This window comes from Streptomyces sp. NRRL F-5650 (assembly GCF_000721365.1).
GTDB classification, from domain to species: Bacteria; Actinomycetota; Actinomycetes; order Streptomycetales; family Streptomycetaceae; genus Streptomyces; species Streptomyces ardesiacus.
On record NZ_JOGV01000060.1, the window covers coordinates 1 to 19,296 of the forward strand.

At 75.4% G+C, this 19,296-nt stretch carries 18 protein-coding genes; 6 read left to right on the plus strand and 12 right to left on the minus strand.

The annotated features are described in order from the left end of the window. Positions 1 to 39: 39 nt before the first annotated feature. From IG88_RS0134255 to IG88_RS0134265, 3 genes are all read right to left on the minus strand, one after another. Positions 40 to 1,323 carry a PucR family transcriptional regulator gene (locus IG88_RS0134255; RefSeq protein ID WP_031049742.1) on the minus strand — a complete coding sequence of 428 codons (1,284 nt, stop codon included), beginning with the start codon at positions 1,321 to 1,323 and terminating at the stop codon, positions 40 to 42. A gap of 120 nt (positions 1,324 to 1,443) precedes the next feature. Then, entirely contained in the window at positions 1,444 to 4,176 is a 2,733-nt protein-coding gene (locus IG88_RS0134260) for a helix-turn-helix transcriptional regulator (RefSeq protein WP_031049744.1), read from the minus strand. Positions 4,177 to 4,413: 237 nt separating this feature from the next. Continuing rightward, on the minus strand, positions 4,414 to 5,343 hold the full coding sequence (locus IG88_RS0134265; protein WP_031049747.1) for an alpha/beta hydrolase family protein: 930 nt from the start codon (positions 5,341 to 5,343) through the stop codon (positions 4,414 to 4,416). A gap of 418 nt (positions 5,344 to 5,761) precedes the next feature. Here IG88_RS0134265 and IG88_RS0134270 point away from each other — a divergent pair, with 418 nt between their 5' ends. Then, complete coding sequence (locus IG88_RS0134270) at positions 5,762 to 6,649, plus strand: Gfo/Idh/MocA family protein (RefSeq protein ID WP_031049750.1); 888 nt, start codon at positions 5,762 to 5,764, stop codon at positions 6,647 to 6,649. A gap of 6 nt (positions 6,650 to 6,655) precedes the next feature. On the opposite strand, the gene IG88_RS0134275 is transcribed toward IG88_RS0134270, so the two are convergent. Beyond that, positions 6,656 to 7,024: a hypothetical protein gene (locus IG88_RS0134275; protein WP_031049753.1), complete on the minus strand. Its 369-nt coding sequence runs from the start codon at positions 7,022 to 7,024 to the stop codon at positions 6,656 to 6,658. Between the two features lie 108 nt (positions 7,025 to 7,132). Then, positions 7,133 to 8,032: a GNAT family N-acetyltransferase gene (locus IG88_RS0134280; RefSeq protein ID WP_031049756.1), complete on the minus strand. Its 900-nt coding sequence runs from the start codon at positions 8,030 to 8,032 to the stop codon at positions 7,133 to 7,135. 271 nt (positions 8,033 to 8,303) lie between these two features. Here IG88_RS0134280 and IG88_RS0134285 point away from each other — a divergent pair, with 271 nt between their 5' ends. Continuing rightward, on the plus strand, positions 8,304 to 9,455 hold the full coding sequence (locus IG88_RS0134285) for a PP2C family protein-serine/threonine phosphatase (RefSeq protein ID WP_051852180.1): 1,152 nt from the start codon (positions 8,304 to 8,306) through the stop codon (positions 9,453 to 9,455). 160 nt (positions 9,456 to 9,615) lie between these two features. Beyond that, a complete protein-coding gene (locus IG88_RS0134290; RefSeq protein WP_031049762.1) occupies positions 9,616 to 9,837 on the plus strand; it encodes a hypothetical protein in 222 nt (73 codons plus the stop codon). A 61-nt stretch (positions 9,838 to 9,898) separates the two neighbouring features. On the opposite strand, the gene IG88_RS0134295 is transcribed toward IG88_RS0134290, so the two are convergent. The 4 genes from IG88_RS0134295 to IG88_RS0134310 form a co-directional block, all read right to left on the minus strand. Continuing rightward, on the minus strand, positions 9,899 to 10,375 hold the full coding sequence (locus IG88_RS0134295; RefSeq protein WP_031049764.1) for a DUF5709 domain-containing protein: 477 nt from the start codon (positions 10,373 to 10,375) through the stop codon (positions 9,899 to 9,901). Between the two features lie 73 nt (positions 10,376 to 10,448). After that, a complete protein-coding gene (locus IG88_RS0134300; RefSeq protein WP_031049766.1) occupies positions 10,449 to 11,942 on the minus strand; it encodes a hypothetical protein in 1,494 nt (497 codons plus the stop codon). Between the two features lie 144 nt (positions 11,943 to 12,086). After that, positions 12,087 to 14,465, minus strand: a complete 2,379-nt coding sequence (locus IG88_RS0134305; protein ID WP_031049767.1) for a glycoside hydrolase family 65 protein — start codon at positions 14,463 to 14,465, stop codon at positions 12,087 to 12,089. After that, positions 14,462 to 15,199 carry a beta-phosphoglucomutase family hydrolase gene (locus tag IG88_RS0134310; protein ID WP_031049770.1) on the minus strand — a complete coding sequence of 246 codons (738 nt, stop codon included), beginning with the start codon at positions 15,197 to 15,199 and terminating at the stop codon, positions 14,462 to 14,464. Before IG88_RS0134310 ends, IG88_RS0134305 begins: the two co-directional genes overlap by 4 nt. A gap of 54 nt (positions 15,200 to 15,253) precedes the next feature. On the opposite strand from IG88_RS0134310, the gene IG88_RS0134315 reads away from it, so the two are divergent. Then, on the plus strand, positions 15,254 to 15,982 hold the full coding sequence (locus tag IG88_RS0134315) for a nucleoside/nucleotide kinase family protein (RefSeq protein ID WP_078861691.1): 729 nt from the start codon (positions 15,254 to 15,256) through the stop codon (positions 15,980 to 15,982). Positions 15,983 to 16,140: 158 nt separating this feature from the next. Here IG88_RS0134315 and IG88_RS43950 read toward each other — a convergent pair whose 3' ends face one another. After that, on the minus strand, positions 16,141 to 16,311 hold the full coding sequence (locus IG88_RS43950; protein ID WP_199807532.1) for a hypothetical protein: 171 nt from the start codon (positions 16,309 to 16,311) through the stop codon (positions 16,141 to 16,143). A 202-nt stretch (positions 16,312 to 16,513) separates the two neighbouring features. Here IG88_RS43950 and IG88_RS0134325 point away from each other — a divergent pair, with 202 nt between their 5' ends. Together IG88_RS0134325 and IG88_RS0134330 are read left to right on the plus strand one after the other, a co-directional pair. Continuing rightward, entirely contained in the window at positions 16,514 to 17,431 is a 918-nt protein-coding gene (locus IG88_RS0134325; RefSeq protein WP_031049775.1) for a MurR/RpiR family transcriptional regulator, read from the plus strand. A gap of 116 nt (positions 17,432 to 17,547) precedes the next feature. Further along, the gene (locus IG88_RS0134330; protein ID WP_031049779.1) at positions 17,548 to 17,931 is read left to right on the plus strand and encodes a hypothetical protein; all 384 of its coding nucleotides are present in this window, start codon (positions 17,548 to 17,550) and stop codon (positions 17,929 to 17,931) included. Positions 17,932 to 17,945: 14 nt separating this feature from the next. Here the strand turns inward: IG88_RS0134330 and IG88_RS0134335 are convergent, their stop codons facing one another. Then, complete coding sequence (locus tag IG88_RS0134335; RefSeq protein WP_031049782.1) at positions 17,946 to 18,437, minus strand: flavin reductase family protein; 492 nt, start codon at positions 18,435 to 18,437, stop codon at positions 17,946 to 17,948. A gap of 19 nt (positions 18,438 to 18,456) precedes the next feature. Further along, entirely contained in the window at positions 18,457 to 19,290 is an 834-nt protein-coding gene (locus IG88_RS0134340) for a hypothetical protein (protein WP_031049784.1), read from the minus strand. Positions 19,291 to 19,296 lie beyond the last annotated feature (6 nt).

Sequence of the window (19,296 nt, forward strand, 5' to 3'; positions counted from 1 at the left end):
GGGCGGGGGCGCTCACCGGCGGCCGCCCCGCCCCGCGGCTCAGTCCGGCAGGACCCGGCGGGCGGTGAGGGCCAGGCTGAACTCGACGACGTCGGCCGGGCGGGCCAGGGAGCGGCCGGTGAGCTGTTCGCAGCGGCGGAGGCGGTTGAGGACCGTGTTGCGGTGGCAGTAGAGGCGCTCCCCGGCGCGCTGGGCCGAACCGTCGCACTCCAGCCACGTGGTGAGGGTGTCCAGCAGCACCTCGCGGTCGGCGGGTTCGAGGCGGAGCAGGGGGCCGAGCACCCTTTCGGCGAGGGTGCTCCCCAGCTCGGGGCTGGAGACGACCAGGGCCGCGGGGAGCTGCTCGGCCAGGCGCACCGTGCCGCCGGACGAGGGGCAGATCTCCAGGGCCGTGTCCGCGAGCCTGCGGGCGTCGCCCACGGCGGCGAGTCCGTCGACCGGGGTGCCGACGCCGATCCGCAGGCCCGGGGCGGCGGCGTGGGGCCGCGCGCCGGGCGGCTCCGGCTCACCGGGCGCTTCGCGGGTGCCGACGAGGACGATGCCGTAGTCGGTCCCGGGCCCGGCGTGCCAGTGGACGCGGGAGCCGGGCGGTACGGCGGCGGCGCGGGCGGCGTCGCACCGGCCGGGGGGTCCGCCGCTGACGGCGACGACGACGTACCGGCCCTGTTCCGGCAGGTCCAGGGCGCGGGCGGCCTCGGGCAGGTCGGCGATGCGGCCGGTACCGTCGAGCAGGCCGGCCGCCAGCAGCCGGACGCGGTTCTCGCGGCGCCGGCCGATCTGCCACTCGGTCTGCCGGTAGGCGTCCGCGACGAGGGTGCAGTGCTCGTCGACGAAGTTCCACACGTCGGCGGCCACGTGCACGAGGAGCCGCACGTCCTCGGGGGCGGCCCTGGACGTCTCCTCGATCAGCCGCTGCCACACCAGCGAGCCGCCCAGGCGGAAGGCGTGCAGCAGGGCGTCCAGCGGGAGTCCCTGCTCGGCGCGGGAGGCGCCGATCCGCCAGGAGCAGCGGCGGGCCGCGTCGCGGGTGCCGCGCGGGTCGAGCAGCGAGGTCACGCTGTGCCGCAGGGAGCGGTGGGCCTCCTGCCAGGTGGCGGTGGGGTCCTTGGTGACGGCGGCCCGGTAGGCGGGTTCCTGCTCCTGCAGCAGGGCCATCAGGCGGTCGGTCAGGTCCGGCAGGTCGTCCAGCAGGCCGCGGGCGGCCCGGTGCAGGACCCGCAGGGCGTCGGCGTCGATCAACGACGTGACGCCGGGTGTCCGCGGGCGTGGAACGGGCGTCAGCCCGGTGCGGATCGCTCCTCGTGACCGTACGGCGTGCTGCATCGCGGTCCTCCCCGGGGCAGGGCTCGCACGGGCGCCGCCGCGCGACGGGCCGTCCCGCCGCGCCGGGCCTGCCCCCTGACTCGTCCTGCCCCGAAGGATGACATACCGTCCGGTCGGTCCCTAGGGTTGTGCACCGGTCTTTTCCTGCTGACCGGCCGTCCGCCGGGCCTCCTGGGCCCGCTCCGCCTGCCCGATCGCGCGGGCCAGCTCCAGGCGGGAGCGGACCCCGAGCGCGGCGAACACCTTGCGGAGGTGGTAGTCGACGGTGCGGGTGCTCACCGCGAGGGTCAGCGCGACCTCCCGGTTGGTGGCGCCCTCGGCGACGTGCCGCGCGATCCGCAGTTGCTGCGGGGTCAGGCGGCCGAGGCGGGCCGGTGCCGCGGCGCCGCCGCCCTGCGGAGCGGCCCCGAGGGCCCGCAGTTCGTCGTGCGCCTGCGCCGCCCAGACGCCGGCGCCGCTGCGCTCGAAGCCGGCCAGCGCCGCGCCGAGGCGGCCGCGGGCCTCGCGCGGTCTGCGGCGCCGGCGCAGCCACTTGCCGTACAGCAGCGCGGTGCGGGCGCGTTCGAAGTCGCCGCCCGTCTCGTCGTGCCGGGCGAGCGCGCGCCGGTAGAGGGTGTCGGCACGGTCCGGCGGGGCGAGGAGCGCGTGGCAGCGGGCGAGCTGGGCGGCGGCCTGCGGGTCGGCGCCGAACGCCGCCCAGCCGGCGAAGTCCGTGAGGACCGCACGCGCGTCGTCCCGGCGCCCGGCGAGGACCGCGGCCTCCACGAAGCAGGGCACGGCCAGCCGCCACACCGCGAAATGGCCCCGCCCAGGGCCCGGCAGGACGAGGAGTCCGAGCCGGTCGGCGGCGTCGAACGGGCGTCCGCGCCCGAGGTCGGCGCGGGCCGCCGCCCACTGGGCGAGGGTGGCCGCCTGGGCGAGCCCGTGCCGCCGGGCCGTGTCCAGGGCCGCCGCGACGTGCCGGGCGACGACGTCCGGCTCCTCCTCGATCGACGCGGCGAGGGCCAGTACGGACCGGTGGTGCGCCGCCGTGTTGCGCTGCCCGGCCCGCAGTGCGGTGCGCAGCCCCTCCTCCGCGTGGGTGCGGGCCTGCGGGTGGCGGCCGGCGCGGAGTTCGGCGTAGGCGAGGTACTCCAGTGCCTGCGGTTCCAGCGTGCGGGACCCGTGCTGCCGGGCGGCGGCCAGGGCGCGGGCGCCGGCGCGGCGGGCCGCGTCCACGTCCCCCAGCAGCAGCGCGGCCGCCGCCGACCGCAGCAGCGGTTCGGGCCGGTCCTCGGTCCTGCCCCGCTCCACCACGTGCGCGAGCGGCGTCCCCGCCCGGTCGAACCGCCCTTCGAGCAGCGCCCGCATGCCGGCACCGTGGTCGCGCACGCCGGGCGCCTCGGCGGCGCGGTGGAACGGTCCGGGGGCGAGTGTGGCCAGGCAGCCGGACAGGTCGCCCGCCGCCCAGGCCGCGTCGGCGGCGGCCAGGGCGGCGCGTGCGGCGTCGGCGGGCGCGTCCGCGGCGAGCAGGGAGGCGGCCAGCAGCAGGGACTCGTGGGCGTCGCCGACCGGTCCGTCCCCGAGTTCGAGGAGGCCGCGCACCAGCTCGGCCCGGCCCCGTACGGCCGCGGGCGCGGTGCGGTCGCGGGCCGCGTCGAGCAGCGGGCGGGCCTGTTCGGGTCGCCCCGCGAGCAGGGCCTGTTCGGCGGCGGCGGTGTACCGTTCCGCCCGCCGCGCTCCGTCGGCCGTCAGTTCGGCGGCGCGGGCGTACGCCGTCGCGCGCAGCCGGTGGGAGGCGGGCACCGTGCCCTCGGCCGCCACCGCCGCGAGCCGGTCGGCGTGTGCCGGGGCGGGCGCCGGACCGCTGCGGGCCCAGGACCGGTGCAGCAGCCCGGGGAGCCGGTCGCCGCCGCTCTCCAGCACGTCGGCCAACGCCTCGTGCACGGCGCGGCGTCGGTCCGGCGCGGCGGTGGCGTACACCGTGCGGCCGACCAGCGGACTGTGGAAGCGGAGCCGGTCACCGGCCGCGGCGAGCTGGACGGGCAGCGGTGCGTCGAGCCGGGCAGCCGCCTCCCGTGCCGGGCGCAGGCGCCGCAGCGCGTCACCGACCGCGGCGGCGTCGACGTCCGGCCCGTCCGAGGCCCGTACGGCCGCCGCCACCGTCAGCAGCAGGTCCCGGGCGTGCGGGGACGGGCAGGCCGGCACGCCGCCCACCGCCTCGACGAGGGCCGCCGGGTCCGCCGTCGGGCCGGGCAGGGGCCGGTGGCCGCGCAGTTCGGCCGGCGAGAGCCTGCGCAGGAGGGCGACGAGGAGGGCCGGGTTGCCCTCCGCCTCGGCCAGGAGCCGTTCGCGGACGGCCGGGGCGGCGGCGCCGTCGGTCATGTCGTCGAGCAGCGCGGCGGCCGGTGCCGGTGCCAGCGGGTCCAGGCAGACGACGGGCAGGCGGGCCAGGTCCGGGGCGACGGCGCGGTCCGAGGCGGCGGTGAGGAGCAGGCCGACCCGCCCGGAGCCGCTCAGGTGGTCCAGCGCACGGCCGAGCGCGTGCCGGGCCGGGGCGTCCCACCGGTGCGCGTCGTCCACGCACACGAGCAGGGGTGCCGTGCCGGACGTCGCCCGCAGGGTGTCGAGCAGGCGCCGGGCGGTACCGGGCGCCTCCGGGTCCGGTTCCGGGCTCAGGTGGAGCACGGGCCCCGCCCGGAAGGAGCGGGCGGCCCACTGGAGCAGCGTGGTGCGGCCCAGTCCGGGTTCGCCGGTCAGCAGGAGCCGGCCGCCGTGGGTCGGCAGCCCGTCCAACAGGGCGCGCAGCGCCTTGCGTTGCGCACCGCGGCCGTGGATCCGCACGGCCGTGGGTACGGTCGTCTCTCCGCTCATTCCGGGGAGGTTACGCGCGCGTAACCCGCGGTGGAAGGCTTCCGTCCGGTCGGCCCCACCACGGTTTCGGCGCCGCCACCTGCGACGGCGGGCCGTGTACGCGGTCCGCGGACTGTGCCGCCGCCCAGGCGGACCCCGCCGGCGCCGTGCGGCCGCACAACGGACCGGCGGCGGCCGCGAGGTGTCCGCGACCGCCGCCGGCCGGTGCCGGTGAGGCGTGTGGGGCGAGGGGGAGGGTCAGGAGCCGTGCGGGCAGTTGCCCCGGTACTCCTCGATGGTCAGGCTCGGCCGGGGCAGCGGGCACAGGAACTGCTCGTAGCGGGTGTCGTTGTCGATGAACCGCTTGAGCCAGGAAATGCTGTACTTCGCGATCGTCGTGTTCGACGTGTTGGGCGAGAAGTGGGTCGCGTTGTTCAGCTCCAGATAGGCGCGGTCGGTGCTCGACGGCAGGCTGGAGTAGAACGGTTCGGCGTGGGTGAGCACCGGGGCGATGGTGTCGCCGTCGGCCCCCACGATCATCGTCGGGGTGCTGACCTCCGGCCACGTCTTGTCGAGGTTCCAGGGCGTGAGGCCGATCGCCGCCTGGAGCGAGGGCCGGGACTTGGCGGCCTCCAGGGTGCCGCCGCCGCCCATGGAGTGGCCCATGACGCCGAGCCTGCTGCCGTCGATCCGGCCGCGGACGGAGCTGCGCTCGGTGAGGTAGTCCAGCGCGGCCAGCAGTTGCCGGCCGCGCGAGTCGGGCTGGTCGAGGGTGGTGTTGGTGTCGATGGTGAACACGACGAAGCCCTGGGAGGCCAGGCGCGGGCCGAGCCAGGCGATGGAGGACTGGTAGGCGGTGAACCCGGGCGAGATCACGACGGCGCCGAACGTGCCGTCGCTCGTGCTGGTCGGGTAGTAGATGGTGCCGCCGCCGAATCCGCTCACGCCGAGCGGGGAAACGCTGGTGTCGGCCACGGAGTAGGGGCCGCGCAGCGCCTCGATGGATGCCTCGGTCGGCGCCGGACCGCGCTCGTAGGGGTTGTCCGCGGCCTGGGCGCCCGGTCCGGTGAGGGTGGTGAGCGCGACGACCGCGGCCACGGCGGCCGTCAGACCCGCGAGGCGCCGCCGGGTGCCCCGGAAGGCGGGGCGTGGGGCGGCGGCGGTGGCGTGGGTGTGGGGGTTCTGCACGAGGGGTGGTCCTCTCGGTCGTGGCGAGCGGCCCGCCCGTCGACCGCACACGGCCCGGGGACACGTGGGGTCGCGTCCCGGGCCGTCCGCCGGACGGGCTTCGCCGGTGAGTTGGCGATGCCACTGTCGACGGGCGGGGCGGGCGGGGGGATCGGCAGAATCACCGGTCTCGTACGACGGGTGCGGCCGTACGACGGGTACGGCCGCGGTGGGGCCCCGGGGCGGGGCGCTCCTCCCGGGCAGGGTGGTCCCCTCGCCCGGACGGGTCGGTCCGGCCGTGCCCGGGCGCGCACCGCCCTGTCCGGACACCCGGTCGGTGTGGCACGCTCGGCAGCGTCCGGGGCCGTGACGCTCCGGTCGGCAGGGAGGAACGTCGCGGGGCCCCGCACCGGGTCCGGCACCGTGGAAAGGCGGCGGCATGCGCATCGGACTGCTCGGCACCGGCCCCTGGGCGGACATGGCGCACGCCCCCGCGCTGGCCGGACACGGCGGGCTGGACCTCGTGGGGGTGTGGGGGCGCCGACCGGACGCCGCGAAGGAACTGGCCGGGCGGCACGGCACCCGCGCCTACGACGACGTCGACGCCCTGCTGGCCGACGTGGAGGCCGTCGCCGTAGCACTGCCCCCGGCCGTGCAGGCCGACCTTGCGGTGCGCGCGGCGCGGGCTGGGCGCCATCTGCTGCTCGACAAGCCGCTCGCGCCGACGGTGGCCCAGGGGCGGGCGGTGGCGGAGGCGGTGCGGGCGGCGGGCGTCGCCTCGGTGGTCTTCTTCACCACCCGGTTCCAGCCGGAGACCGAGGCGTGGATCACCGGACAGGCCGCCGAGAAAGGCTGGTTCACCGCGCGGGCGCAGTGGCTCGGCGCGGTGTTCGGCGACGGCGGGAGCGCGTTCGCCGACTCGCCGTGGCGGCGGGAGAAGGGCGCCCTGTGGGACGTGGGGCCGCACGCCCTGTCCGTACTACTGCCGGTCCTCGGTGACGTCCGGCGGGTTACGGCTGCGGCGCCGGGCCCCGGGGACACCGTTCACCTGGTGCTCGACCACGCGGGCGGGGCGTCCAGCACGCTCACGCTCAGCCTGACGGCGCCGCCCGCCGCGGCGGGTGCCGCCGTGGAGCTGCGCGGCACGGCCGGCGTGGCGCTGCTCCCCCGGGCCCCGGAGGGTCCGGTGCCCGCCCTGCGGCGGGCCGCCGACGCCCTGCTGGCCGCCGCGGGCGGCGGGCGCCCGCATCCCTGCGACGCCGTGTTCGGACTGCGGGTCACCGAGATCCTCGCCGAGGCCGAGGCTCTGCTGACCGACCGGGGGTGAGCGCGGTCAGCCCTCGTCCGGCTCCCGCCCGAAGGGTTTCTCGCTCCACCGGAACCAGGCCCGGTCGCCGTCGATGTGCAGCAGGAACTCGGCGACCGGACCGTCGGGCGACACCAGGCGCACCCGTCGCCCGATCTCCCGGTAGACGGCCTCCCACTCCGCCCAGTGCTCGTCGTCGTCCTGTTCCGCGAGGGCGAGTTCGCGGGCGAAGAGGTCCCGGACGGCGCCGAAACCCGGACCGGCGCGGAAGCGACCGGAGAGCCAGGGGAAGTCGGCGTCGTCGATCGAGATCTCCCCGATCTCCGCTCCGGCCGCCGCGGGCTCCGCCGCGTCGGGCACCCCACGCACGTGCCAGGTCTCGCCCTCGAACCCCATGTCGCCTCCGCCGGAACCCTCGTTGGTGATCGGATCGCGGGGTCAGCATGCCATCCGCCGCCGACACCGGGCCGGAGTCACCCGGCCCGGTCCTGCCGGTCCGGTCCGTCAGCGCACGGCGTCCACCGGACGGAGATTGATCCGTTCCCTCACGACCGGGTAACCGGCCTTGGCGAAGCCGGCGGCCATGGGGTGGTTCCCCCGGTCCGTCGCGGCGGTGACGGACTCCGCGCCGTGCTCCACCAGGAAGCGGGTGCACTCGGCCAGCAGGTCGTAGGCGTATCCGTGCCCGCGGTGTTCCGGCAGGACGCCGATGAAGCCGACGCACGGACCGGACGGGTTGTGCACGGGGATGTGCATCCCCACGAGTTCGCCCCGCGGGGTGTACGCCACCTGCCACCACTCCCGCGGCGACGGGCACCAGTGGAAGAAGTCCAGCTCCGACTGCGCGGCCCGGTCGAGCCCGCCCTCCTCGATGTCCTGCAGGGCGTGGGCGTCGAGGGTGGCGGAGTGGATGCGGCGCAGCGCCTCGAAGAACACCGCGTCGTCGGGCTCCGGACGGAAGTCCAGTCGCCCGGGCCGCTCGGGGAGCCCGCACTCGGGTGTCCACCGGTAGAGGAAGCGTTCGACCAGCAGCTCGTAGCCGGCGGCCCGTGCGGCGGCCAGGCGTGCCTCGGTGGCGGTGCGCACCGCGGGGTCCTCGCGCCAGGTGCCGGGAGGGTTCAGTTCGAGTTCGACCCGCCAGGGCGCGGTGCGCAGGAGTTCGGCTCCGGCCGCCTCCTCGCCCTCGGCCACGTCGAACCAGTTGACGTTGACGGGTTCGGTGTCGTCGGGCCCGCCCCACCAGGCGGCCCGGGCGACGACGACGCCGTCGCGCAGGGCGACCCGCTTCCACTCGGGCCGGTGGCGGGTGAGCCGGTGGCCCGCACGGGCGTCCAGCGGGTCGGGAAGGGTGTCGAAGAGATGGGCGTCGCTCGCGTCGAGCGCGCGGATGACCAGGTCGGTCACGGTTCCTCCGGGAGGTGTACGCGTGGTGCGCTCCCGGGTCAGTCGAGGTACGCCGGGACAACGGGGAGGGAGCGCGGGAGTGAGGTGGACTGCACGGCTCTGCCCTCCTTCCGTCGGTCTCGGGGCGTCGGGCAGAGCTTAGGAGACGCCTCACGGGCCCGTCCACCGGTTTCCGGGAGCGGGGCGGTGCGCGGGGGCCCGCCGAGGAGGGCGGGAGTGCGACCCCCGCCCTCCGCGTGCGCGCGGTGCGGGGACGTAGGAGCGTGGGGGTGTGCGCAAGGTGCCCGCTCTGTCCCCGCGCCGGGGCGAGGACCGGCGGAGCTGGCTGAGCGGGGCGCCGCCGCCCCGCTGGGTCCGGGTGCTCCCGCCGGCCCTCGTCGTGGCGATCTGCGCGGCCACGCTGCTCAGCAGCCGGCCGCAGGACATCGGCTTCCTGCTGGGCGCCGTCCCACCGCTGGCCGTCCTGTCGTACGGTCCGCTGGCGACCGCCGTGGTGGGCGGTGGGGTGGTCGCGCTGCTGCACGTCCCGGCGCTCCATCTCGGCCATCCGGGCAACGCCGACCTGGTGACCGTCTCCTTCGTGGCCGGCCTGAGCGTCCTGCTGTCCTTCGTGCGCAGCCGCCGTGACGTCGAGCTGGGCCGGGAGCGCACGGTCGCCGAGGCCGCGCAGCGTGCCGTCGCTCCCCCGCTGCCGAAGCGGGTGGGAGCGGTGCGCTGCACGGGGCTGTACCGGGCGGCGCAGCGCGGCACGCTGGTCGGGGGCGACTTCTTCGACGTGCGGGACGGCCCCTTCGGCGTACGGGCGGTGATGGGGGACGTGCAGGGGCACGGCCTGGCGGCGGTGTCGACGGTCGCCTCGCTGCTGGGGGCGTTCCGGGAGGCGGTGCTCGACCAGCCGGACCTGGCGTCGGTGGCGAGGCGGCTGGACCGCAGGCTGCTGGTGGACTCGGCGGACGCGCGGCACGCCGAGCTGTTCGCTACGGCCGCGCTGCTGGAGTTCTCCGCCGACGCGCTGGAGGTCCGGGTCGTCGTGTGCGGCAACCCGCCGCCCCTGCTGCTGCATGGCGCGCACGCCACGGAGCTGGAGGTGGCGCCGTGGACCCCGCTCGGGCTGGGCCTCGCGGACGCCGGGGCGATCGAGGCGGGGGCGGTGGCGCTGCGCCCCGGGGACCGGCTCTTCCTGGCCTCCGACGGCGTGGTGGAGGCGCGGGACGCCGACGGCGCCTTCTATCCGCTGGCCGAGCGGCTGGCCGGGCTCGCGGGCGAGGACTCCGCCGCGCTCCCGGATCTGGTCTGGGCGGATCTGGTGCGCTTCTGCCCGGACGTGCAGGACGACGTGACGATGCTCGTCCTCACTCCTTCGCCACCGCCCGGGGCCGTGGCCGCCCCTTCGCCCTCCCCCTCGGCGTCGAGCAGTCGCTGATGACGAACGCCGCGAAGACAGACACTCACCGTCGGACCCGCTCGTGCCGGCGCTCCGGATGCGCGGGCCGGGTCCGCGGGGAATGGTGGTAACGGGACATTCGGAACCGAACAACAGCACGGCACCGAAGCAGCGATCCGGATCCGAGGAGCACTGAATCATGTCGACGTCTCAGCCCGACGCCTCCCGACCCTCCCAATCCCGCGCGTCCGACGACCGCGCCACCCCGGACGACCTGCTCCACGCCCGCACCGGCACGGAGGTGTCCCCGGAGGACCTCGTCCTGGCGGCCGGCCAGGACGTCACCCCCGAGACCCTGGAGCGGGCCAGGCGCAAGCTGGCCGAGGAGGGCCCTTCGGCCATCGACAAACTGCTGCCCTGACCGCCGGGAGCCCCCTGCCGGACGCCGGTCCGGCACGGGGCTCCCCGCAGTCGTGCCGCTCCTAGGGCGCCGGCGGTTCCGTCTCGTCCTCCACCACGTGCACCGCGGCCTCCTCGGCGCCCGCGGCTCCGCCGTCGATGCCGACGTCCTGCGCGACCGTCTCCTTGGTCGTGTCGGTGCGTACGCCCTCGTCGGGGGCGACCAGGCGGCCCGAGCGGTCGGTGCCCGCCTCCGGGTCGACCGGTTCGCCCTCGCCCCCGGGGGCGTCGCCCACGCCGTCCCCGTCGGGCACCGGCTCGTCGGGGACCTCCTCGGCCAGCCGTTCGTCGAGGCTCTCGCCGTCGTGCTGCTCGGCGGCGGTGGTGCCGTGCTTGGTCACGCCCAGGGGCTTCTCCGGCGGGGAGTAGCCCTCGTCGAGCGTGTCGTCGTAGGTCCGCTCGTCGAGGGCGTCCTGGAGGTCGAGGGGCGCGGCGTCCTCCTGCTCCTCGTTGCTGCCGGTGGGCTGGTAGGCGTCGTCCGCCATCGGGTCCGTGCCCATCGCTGCCTCCCTTTCGCGCTCGCGTCGGCTCGGTGGTCTCGCTGTCCGGTTCGCGTTTCCCGATACGCGATCTCTAACCCGGCGGCGCGACGCGGATCTCCAGGCCGGCGACGCGGTGCAGGGTCCAGTCGCGGGCGTAGGCGGGTGGGGTACCGCCCGGTCCGGTCAGGGCGGCGACCGGCATCCGCCGGGCGGTGTCCTCGATCTCGGCGGCGGTGGTGTTCTCGTTGCTGCCGCCGGTGTTGCCGGAGGCGCAGCCCGTGTAGTAACCGATCGGGATGGAGTCGTGCTCGGTGAGCAGGCAGGGCGGCCGGACCCCGAGCCGGTGCAGCTCGCCGGCTGCGCCGGCCCACTCCTCGCGGCTGTCGACGTTGCGGTTCACGGTGCCCACCAGGACCGAGACCTGGACCGCCAGATGCCCGGCCACCGCGAGCGCGACCAGCGTCGCGGCCACCGGCCGCCACCGGTCGCGTCCCGTTCTGACCAGGTGCCACAGGGCGTCGGCCACCGGAAGGGCGAGCAGGGCGTAGGCGGGCTGCAGGAAGCGGGGCGCCGCGTAGCCGATCAGGAACAGGTACGGCACCGCCGCGCTGACGGCACAGGCCAGCGGGAGCAGCGTCGCGGTGGCGCGCCGGGCCCGGACCGCGACGACCGCGCCGAGTGCGGCGACGGCGGGCAGCAGCAGCCACCACAGGGTGACGACCGGGTGCGGCATGGCGCCGGTGCACGGGCGGCACAGGCCCCGGCCGCCGAGGCTGCGCATCTGGTCGTCGACGGCGATGTTCCAGCCGAGGCCGCCCTGGATCTCGGAGGCCCGGTGCAGCCGCTCCCCGAGGCCGCCGTACCAGGCGTACGCCTCGATCACCCACTCCCCTCCCCCGGCCGCCAGGCCGCCCGCGACGGCGAGCAGCAGCGGCCAGTGGCGGCGCACGAGGACCAGGAGCAGCAGGGGTGCGGCCACCCAGACCGCGTCGGTGGGGCGCATCAGTGCCATCAGCAGGGCCCCGGCGGCCGCCGCGCACAGCACGCCCGGGGCGGACCTGCGTCCGGCCCGCCGGTCGCCCAGGGCGCGCACGGCACAGCCCACGGTGATCAGGGCGCCGATCGCGACCCAGTAGTTGGGCATGGCCTGCGGGCCGTAGAAGAGGGTCACCCACAGGGTGGCGAAGAAGGCGCCGGCCGTGGCGAGGACCCGGGCCGGGAACAGGCCCCGCCATGCGCGCAGGGCGAGGTACAGGCCCATGCCCGAGAGCAGGGCGAGGTAGACGCGCAGCAGTTCGGTGGAGGCCGACCAGGAGGCGACGGGCGCCACCAGCAGGGGGACGCCGCGGGAGCGGGGCGCGCTGAAGAAGGCGGCGGGGTGGTGGGTGGTGACCTGGCTGACGTACACGATCTCGTCCCAGCCGAGCCCCATCCAGGGGTGGACGAAGACCAGTTGGACCAGCGTGAAGACGGCGGCGACCGCCGCGACCGGCGCCCGTCCACGCAGCCGTCGCCCGGTGCCGGACCCGGTCGCGTCCGCACCCCGGCGGCCTGCGACGACAAGGGCGTTCACGCCGTCGGCCATCGCGCACCTTTCACCCCCGCGCGTGGCGGGGCCGCTCGTTCCTCACCTCCCGCCGCCCGTGCCGGGGGCCGGAATCCCGGAAAACACGGTCAAACTAACCCACGTGGCCGCGGCGTGCAGCGGGGAACTCGGCCACTCGCGCGCTCACTCCTCACCCGTTCCCGGCCGGTCGGTGCCGCCGGGGCGGCGGTGCGGGGGCTGTTCCGGGGTGGGCCGCCACTTGGGCGCGGAGATGCCGAGGGTGACCGGCTCGTCCCCGCTCACGTGCACCTCGGTGCCGTGGTGGTGGATCGTCAGCGGCGGGCCGCCCAGCAGCGAGTACGACGCCCGGTCGGGGCCGATCTCCACCTGCAGGCACCGGCCGCGGAACTGCAGCCGGAAGGCGAGGCGGCTGAACTTCTCGGGCAGGCGGGGGGTGAAGCGCAGGGCGTCGCCGTCCCGCCGGGTGCCGCCGAAGCCGACGACCAGCGCCATCCACGTACCGGCCAGCGAGGCGATGTGCAGTCCGTCGCGGGTGTTGTGCTCCAGGTCGGCCAGGTCCATCAGGGCGGCCTCGGTGGCGTAGTCGTAGGCGAGCCGCAGGTGTCCGGTCTGGGCGGCGACGACGGCCTGGCAGCACGCGGACAGGGAGGAGTCCCGTACGGTCAGCGGCTCGTAGTAGGCGAAGTTGGCGGCCATCTGCTCCTCGTCGCAGTGGGCGTCGAACCAACTGCCGCAGGTGTACATGGCCAGTACGAGGTCGGACTGCTTGATCACCTGTTTGCGGTAGATGTCGAAGTAGGGGAAGTGCAGCATCAGCGGGTACTGGTCGGCCGCCGTGTTCGCGAAGTCCCAGCGCTGGTGCCGGGTGAAGCCCGCGTGCTGCTCGTGGACGCCGATCTCCTCGTTGTACGGGATGTGCACGGCCTCGGCGGCGTCCCGCCAGGCCGCGCTCTCCTCCTCGTCCACGCCGAGCCGGGCCGCTTCCGCGGGGTGCCGCTCGCACACGTCGGCCGCGGCGAGGAGGTTGGCGCGCGCCATGAGGTTGGTGTACGTGTTGTCGTCGACGACGGCGCTGTACTCGTCCGGTCCGGTGACGCCGTCGATGTGGAAGACGCCGTGGGGGTCGTGGTGGCCCAGTGAGCGCCACAGCCGGGCCGTCTCCACGAGGAGTTCCAGGGCGGTCTCGCGTTCGAAGCCGGTGTCTCCGGTCGCCGCGGTGTAGCGCACCGCCGCGTGTGCGATGTCGGCGGCCACGTGGAAGGCGGCGGTGCCGGCGGGCCAGTAGGCGGAGCCCTCCGAGCCGTCGATGGTCCGCCACGGGAACGCGGCACCGCGCAGGCCGAGCTGGGCGGCGCGGTCCCGGGCGGCGGGCAGGGTGTCCTGCCGCCAGCGCAGTGCCTCGGCCACGGCCCGGGGCGCGGTGTAGGTCAGCAACGGCAGCACGAACATCTCGGTGTCCCAGAACGCGTGGCCGTCGTACCCGGAACCGGTCAGTCCCTTGGCCGGAATCGCGCGCTGCTCGGCGCGTGCCCCGGCCTGCAGCACGTGGAACAGGGCGAAGCGGACGGCCTGCTGGATCTCCTCGTCGCCGTGCACCTCGACGTCCGCGCGGGCCCAGAAGTCGTCGAGATACGCCCGCTGTTCGGCCACGAGCCCGTCCCAGCCGCCGTGCGCCGCGGCGGCCAGCGCCGCCTCGACCTGGTCGCTCATCGCGGGGCGGGAGCGGGCGCCCGACCAGCCGTGGGCGACGGTCTTCTGCACCCGCAGCCGCTGGCCCGGGTCGAGGACCGAGGTGACGGTCAGGCGGGAGACGTCCGGGTTGCTCTCACTGCTGGTGCTGATCTCCCCGGGGGCGTCGACGACGTGGTCGGCGGCCACGGCGACCCTGAGGCCGCTGCGCCGGGTGCGGTGGACCAGCCGCAGCCGCGAACCGTCGGCCAGGTCCTCCTCCGGCTCCAGCGGGGACTGCAGTGCCTTGGCCGTGCGGGGGTCACCGTCGGAGGAGGGCAGGCTCTCGTTGGCGACCAGCTCCGACTGGATGACCACCCGGGCCCGGCTGTCGACGGGTTCGACCTCGTACTCCACGGCTGCGATGGCCCGCTGGGTCAGGGAGACCATGCGGGTGGAGCGCACCCGGACGGTCGTGCCGGCCGGGGAGGTCCACTCGCAGGTCCGTTCCAGCACGCCGCGCCGGAAGTCGAGGGTGCGTTCGTGCTTGCGGAGCCGCCCGTAGCGCAGGTCGAAGGGCTCGTCGTCGACCAGCAGCCGCAGCAGCTTGCCGTTGGTGACGTTGATGACGGTCTGGCCGGACTCCGGGTAGCCGTAGCCCGCCTCGGCGTAGGGCAGCGGGTGGAGTTCGTAGACGCCGTTGAGGTAGCTGCCGGGCAGGCCGTGCGGTTCGCCCTCGTCGAGGTTGCCGCGCCAGCCGACGTGTCCGTTGGAGAGGGCGAAGACGGACTCGCTCTGGGCGAGGAGGTCGAGGTTGAGGGCCGTCTCGCGCACCCGCCAGGGCTCGACGGTGTACGTCCGGTTGGTGATCACGCGTGGCCTCCCAGCTCGGCGAGGTCCTTGACGACGCGGTCGGCGCCGTGGGCGTACAGGGCGTCGGTCTGGCCGACGCGGTCCACGCCGACGACGTAGCCGAAGTGCCCGGAACGGCCCGCGTCCATGCCGGCCAGCGCGTCCTCGAAGACGGCGGCGCGGGACGCCTCCACCCCGAGGTCGCGGGCGGCGGCGAGGAAGGTGTCGGGGTGCGGTTTGCCGGGCAGTTCGCGCTCCCTGGCCACCACGCCGTCGATCCGTACGTCGAACAGCCGCTCGGCGTCGATGGAGCGCAGCACGTCGCGTGTGTTGGCGCTGGAGGAGACGATCGCGGTGGCGAGGCCGGCGGCGCGCACGGCGTCGATGTAGCGCAGTGTGCCCTCGTAGGGTTCCACGCCGTCGGTGCGGATCTTCTCCAGCAGGAGTTCGTTCTTGCGGTTGCCGAGGCCGTTGACGGTCTGCGCGTCCGGGGGGTCGTCGGGGGTGCCCTCGGGCAGTTCGACGCCGCGGGAGGCGAGGAAGGAGCGCACGCCGTCGGCGCGGGGACGGCCGTCGACGTACTGGTCGTAGTCGGCGTCGGTGAAGGGGCGGAAGTCCGCGCCGTCCCGCTCGCGCAGGAAGGCGTCGAAGGTCGCCTTCCAGGCGGCGGCGTGCACCACCGCCGTACGGGTGACGACCCCGTCGAGGTCGAAGAGGCAGGCCCGGATGCCGTCGGGAAGTCCTAGCTGCGTCATACCCCCCACAGTTCCCCGTCGGGGCGGATCCGATCAGGTGACACACTGTGGGATGTGCCCGTGACCTTCGAGGACCTGCTCGCCCGTGCCCGCCGCCTCCCCCGGGACGGGCGGCGCGCGATCCTGGGCATCGCGGGCGCCCCCGGCGCGGGCAAGTCGACGCTCGCCGCGCGTCTGGTGCGGGAGCTGAACGGCACGGGCGAGCCCTGGGTGGCGCACGTGCCGATGGACGGCTTCCACCTCGCCGACGCAGAACTGGACCGGCTGGGCCGCAGGGACCGCAAGGGCGCGCCGGACACCTTCGACGCGGCCGGGTACGCGGCGCTGCTGGAGCGGCTGCGCGAGCAGGGTGCGGAACCGGACGGCGACACGGTCTACGCGCCCGGTTTCGAGCGGGTGCTGGAGCAGCCGCTCGCCGGGGCCGTACCGGTGCCGCCGACGGCGCGGCTCGTCGTGACGGAGGGCAACTACCTGCTGCTGGAGAGCGGGGCCTGGGCACGGGTGCGGTCCCGGCTCGACGAGGTGTGGTTCTGCGCGCTGGAGGAGGGCGAGCGCGTGCGGCGGCTCGTGGCACGGCACGAGCGCTTCGGCAAGTCCCCGGCGGACGCGGCCGCGTGGGCGCTCGGGCCCGACCGGCGCAACGCCGAGCTGGTCGCCGCGACCCGGCACCGGGCCGACCTGGTGGTGCCGCCGGACGCGGTGACGGGCCGGCCGCGGAACGGCCGGGCCGTGGGCCGCCCGAGGCCGGACGGTCGGGGTTCCGCGTCCTCAGCTTCCGCCTGAGGCGGTCACTCCTCGCGGAAGCCCGGTGAAAGCCCGTCCGAGGCGGTCGCTCCTCGTCGAAGCCCGGTGAAAGCCCGTCCGAGGCAGTCACTCCTCGCGGAAGCCCGGTGAAAGTCCGTCCGAGGCGGTCGCTCCTCGTCGAAGCCCGTCCGAGGCGGTCACTTCTCGTCGAAGTCGTCGGGACGGACGTCCGCCTCCTCCAGGGCCTCGCGCAGGGTCCGGCCGGTGCCTCCGGGCGGGCGGGGCCCGTCCTCGCGCCGGTCCGCGGGCTGCTCGAGAACGTCGTCGGTGGTGTCGGTCTTCGGCCGGTTCTCTTCCGGGACGGTCATGACGTCGGCTCCTCGTCCGTGTCCGGTTCCTTGTCCGGCAGCGGGTTCCCGGGCGGCGCGGGGCTATCCCCGTCCGGGCCGTGCGGTTGCCGTCCGGGGGTCCGGTGCCGCGGCGCCGTGCGCGGCTGTCCGCCCTGCCCGGCACGGGGGGTGAGCTATGTTGACCCCTGTGGGAGACCCGGCAGACGAGGGAGACGCGCCCGTGCCATCGCCGCAGCAGGCACGTGCCCGGGCGTCGGCCATCACCTCGGGCCGGGCGGCCCCCGAGACGGAGATCTCCCCCACCTCGCGGCTCAGGACGCTCTTCGACCGGCCCCGCCTCTCCCCCGGGCAGCGGCGCATCGCGCAGTACCTCATCGAGAACCTCACCGAGGCGGCGTTCCTGTCGATCACCGACCTCGCTGACCGGGTGGGCGTGAGCCAGCCGTCGGTGACGCGGTTCGCCTCGGCGGTCGGCTTCAGCGGCTACCCGGCGTTGCGGGAGCGGCTCCAGGCGATCGCGCTGGGCGGCCGGGGCGGCTTCGCGGCCGAGGAGCAGCGGGGCAACGAACTCCAGGCGGCCGTGGACGCCGAGATCGAGAACCTGGAGAACCTGCGGCGCGACCTCGCGGACGCGGACCGGGTGATCGGCATCGGCCGCGCGCTGGCCGCCTCCGCCCCGCTGACCGTCCTCGGGCTGCGCATCTCCGTCTCGCTCGCCGAGTACTTCGCCTACGCGGCCCGCAGGATCCACCCGGACGTCCGTCTGGTGACGCGGGGCGGCACCGTCGCCTACGACGCGCTGCTGCAGTCCCGGGAGGCGGGCGGCACCTGGGTGCTGGCCTTCTCGATGCCCCGGCACGCCCACGAGACGCTGGGTGCCGTGCGGGTGGCGCGTGGTGCGGGACTGAAGGTGGCACTGATCACCGACCTGGCGCTCGGTCCGGTCGTGGACGAGGCCGACGTCACCTTCGCCACGGGCACGGGGTCCCGGCTGGTCTTCGACTCCTACGCGGCGCCGGGCGTGATGTGCGCGGCGCTGCTTCAGGCCATGACGGACGCGGACCCCGAGCGGACGCAGGCCCGCCTGGAGGAGTACGAAAGGGTCGCGGACGAGCACCAGTTCTTCCTGCGGGACTGAACCGGCGCCCTCCCCCGGGCGGGCATGAATGTTTTCATACGTCTTGCAAAGCTGATGGCATATATAAATACTCTGCTCACGGTTGGCGACCCGTCGACGCCGCACCCCCGGAAGCGATGATCATGCCCCTGACGACCACGCGCATCAGCCCGGACTGGCCCTGCCAGGTCAAGACGCCCGGCAGCTACGACTGGGAACGCTCGGCCACCCGGTGGCTGCGCGAACTGGTGCCGGCCCGCTACGCCGGCTACCCGGCCCTGATCCGGCACCCGGTACTGCTCGCCCGGCACGCCCAGCTCCAGGTCCAGCAGGAGATCCGGGTGGCCCGCACCGCGCTGCAGACCGCCCGGGCGGACCTGCCGCGGCTCGGCCTGCACGAGGCGGCCATCGAGCACACCATCAAGCTCTACGCGGCGGAGGTCCTCCAGTTGCAGCACATCGCGCGCAGCGTGCGGGCGGTCGCCCAGGCGCTCGCCGAGCGGGGCGCCGCCGGGCGCTGAGCGCAGGGCGCGTCTCAGTCCACCGGATGACCCGGCGCGATGGTGCGCGCGTCGGCGAGCCGCAGCAGCGGGCCGCAGGCGGCTTTCTCGCGCCCGCCCCACTCGACCGGCTCCAGGACGAAACCGACGTGGTCGCCCCCCGCGATCCGCTCCAGGACCCGCCCGACGAACCACGCTTCGGCGTCCTCCAGCACGGCGGCCCCGCCGTACGCCTCCCGCCAGCGGACCCGCCGGAACTTGTCCACCTCGTCGCCGCTGCGCCCGCCGAACAGCTCGGCCGTGCCGCGCCGGTCGCGGGCCAGGAGGTGGACCGCGAGCACGTCGGCGGAGCGGGCGACGCGGAAGGTCCGGTTGGCGTCGGAGATCCAGACGACGTACCGCACGGGCCGGATGGAGCACTGGGAGGAGAAGCCGACCAGGCAGCCGGCCCGTTCCCCGCCCGCGGCGGCCGTGACGACGCACATGTCCGGGTCGAGCCGGTCCAGGAACACGTCCATGACGGCCATGCTAGACACGGGGCGCGGCTCAGGCGGCCAGCAGGCGGCGCAGGGCCGTGCGCAGGGCGGCGACGAAGGCGTCGCGGGCCGGGTCGTCCAGGACGTCCAGGGACAGGTAGGGGTTGAGGTCCTCCAGTTCGACCAGCAGCAGTTCGCCGCCGGGCGCGCGGCAGGCGTCCACGCGCTGGATGCCGTGGTCGACGGCGTTCCACTCGATGAACCGGCGCGCGAAGTCCAGGTCGGCCACGGTGGCCTCGTACGGCTCCAGTTGCCAGCGGCGGTCGGGGTGCGGGGCGTGGAGGGCGTACTGGTAGTCGTGGTCGACGAAGTAGAAGGAGACCTCGTAGGCGAAGTCGATCCATGGCTGGACGAGGAGGTCCCCCGCACCGGCGACCGCCTCCGCCACGCGCGCCGCGGGGACGGTCCGCAGTCCTGCCGAGTCCGCGCCGAGCCTGGGCTTGACGACGTACGTGTCCGCGGAGGGCAACAGGTGCAGGTCCTCGACGCGGCCGACCGTCGGGATGACCGGGAACCCCGCCGCGGTCAGGTCGAGCAGGTACTGCTTGCCGCGCATGTCCGCCCGGCCGGTGAGCTGGTTGTACACACGCGTCCCGCGCTCGGCCGCGCGCTCGCGGAAGGCGTCGTAGGCGGCCTTGTACCCCTGCACGGGACCGCTGTTGCGCACGACGACGGCGTCGAAGCCGTCCAGGAGCGCGGCGGCGTCCCGCGGATGGCACAGGGCCAGGTCGAACTCCTCGCGCAGCCGGGCGGTCAGGAAGATGTCCTCGTCGCAGTACCGCCGCCCGCGCGCCGGGTAGGCCAGGTCGGTGACGTACAGGATGCGGGGGCGGGTGAACGGCATGCGGAC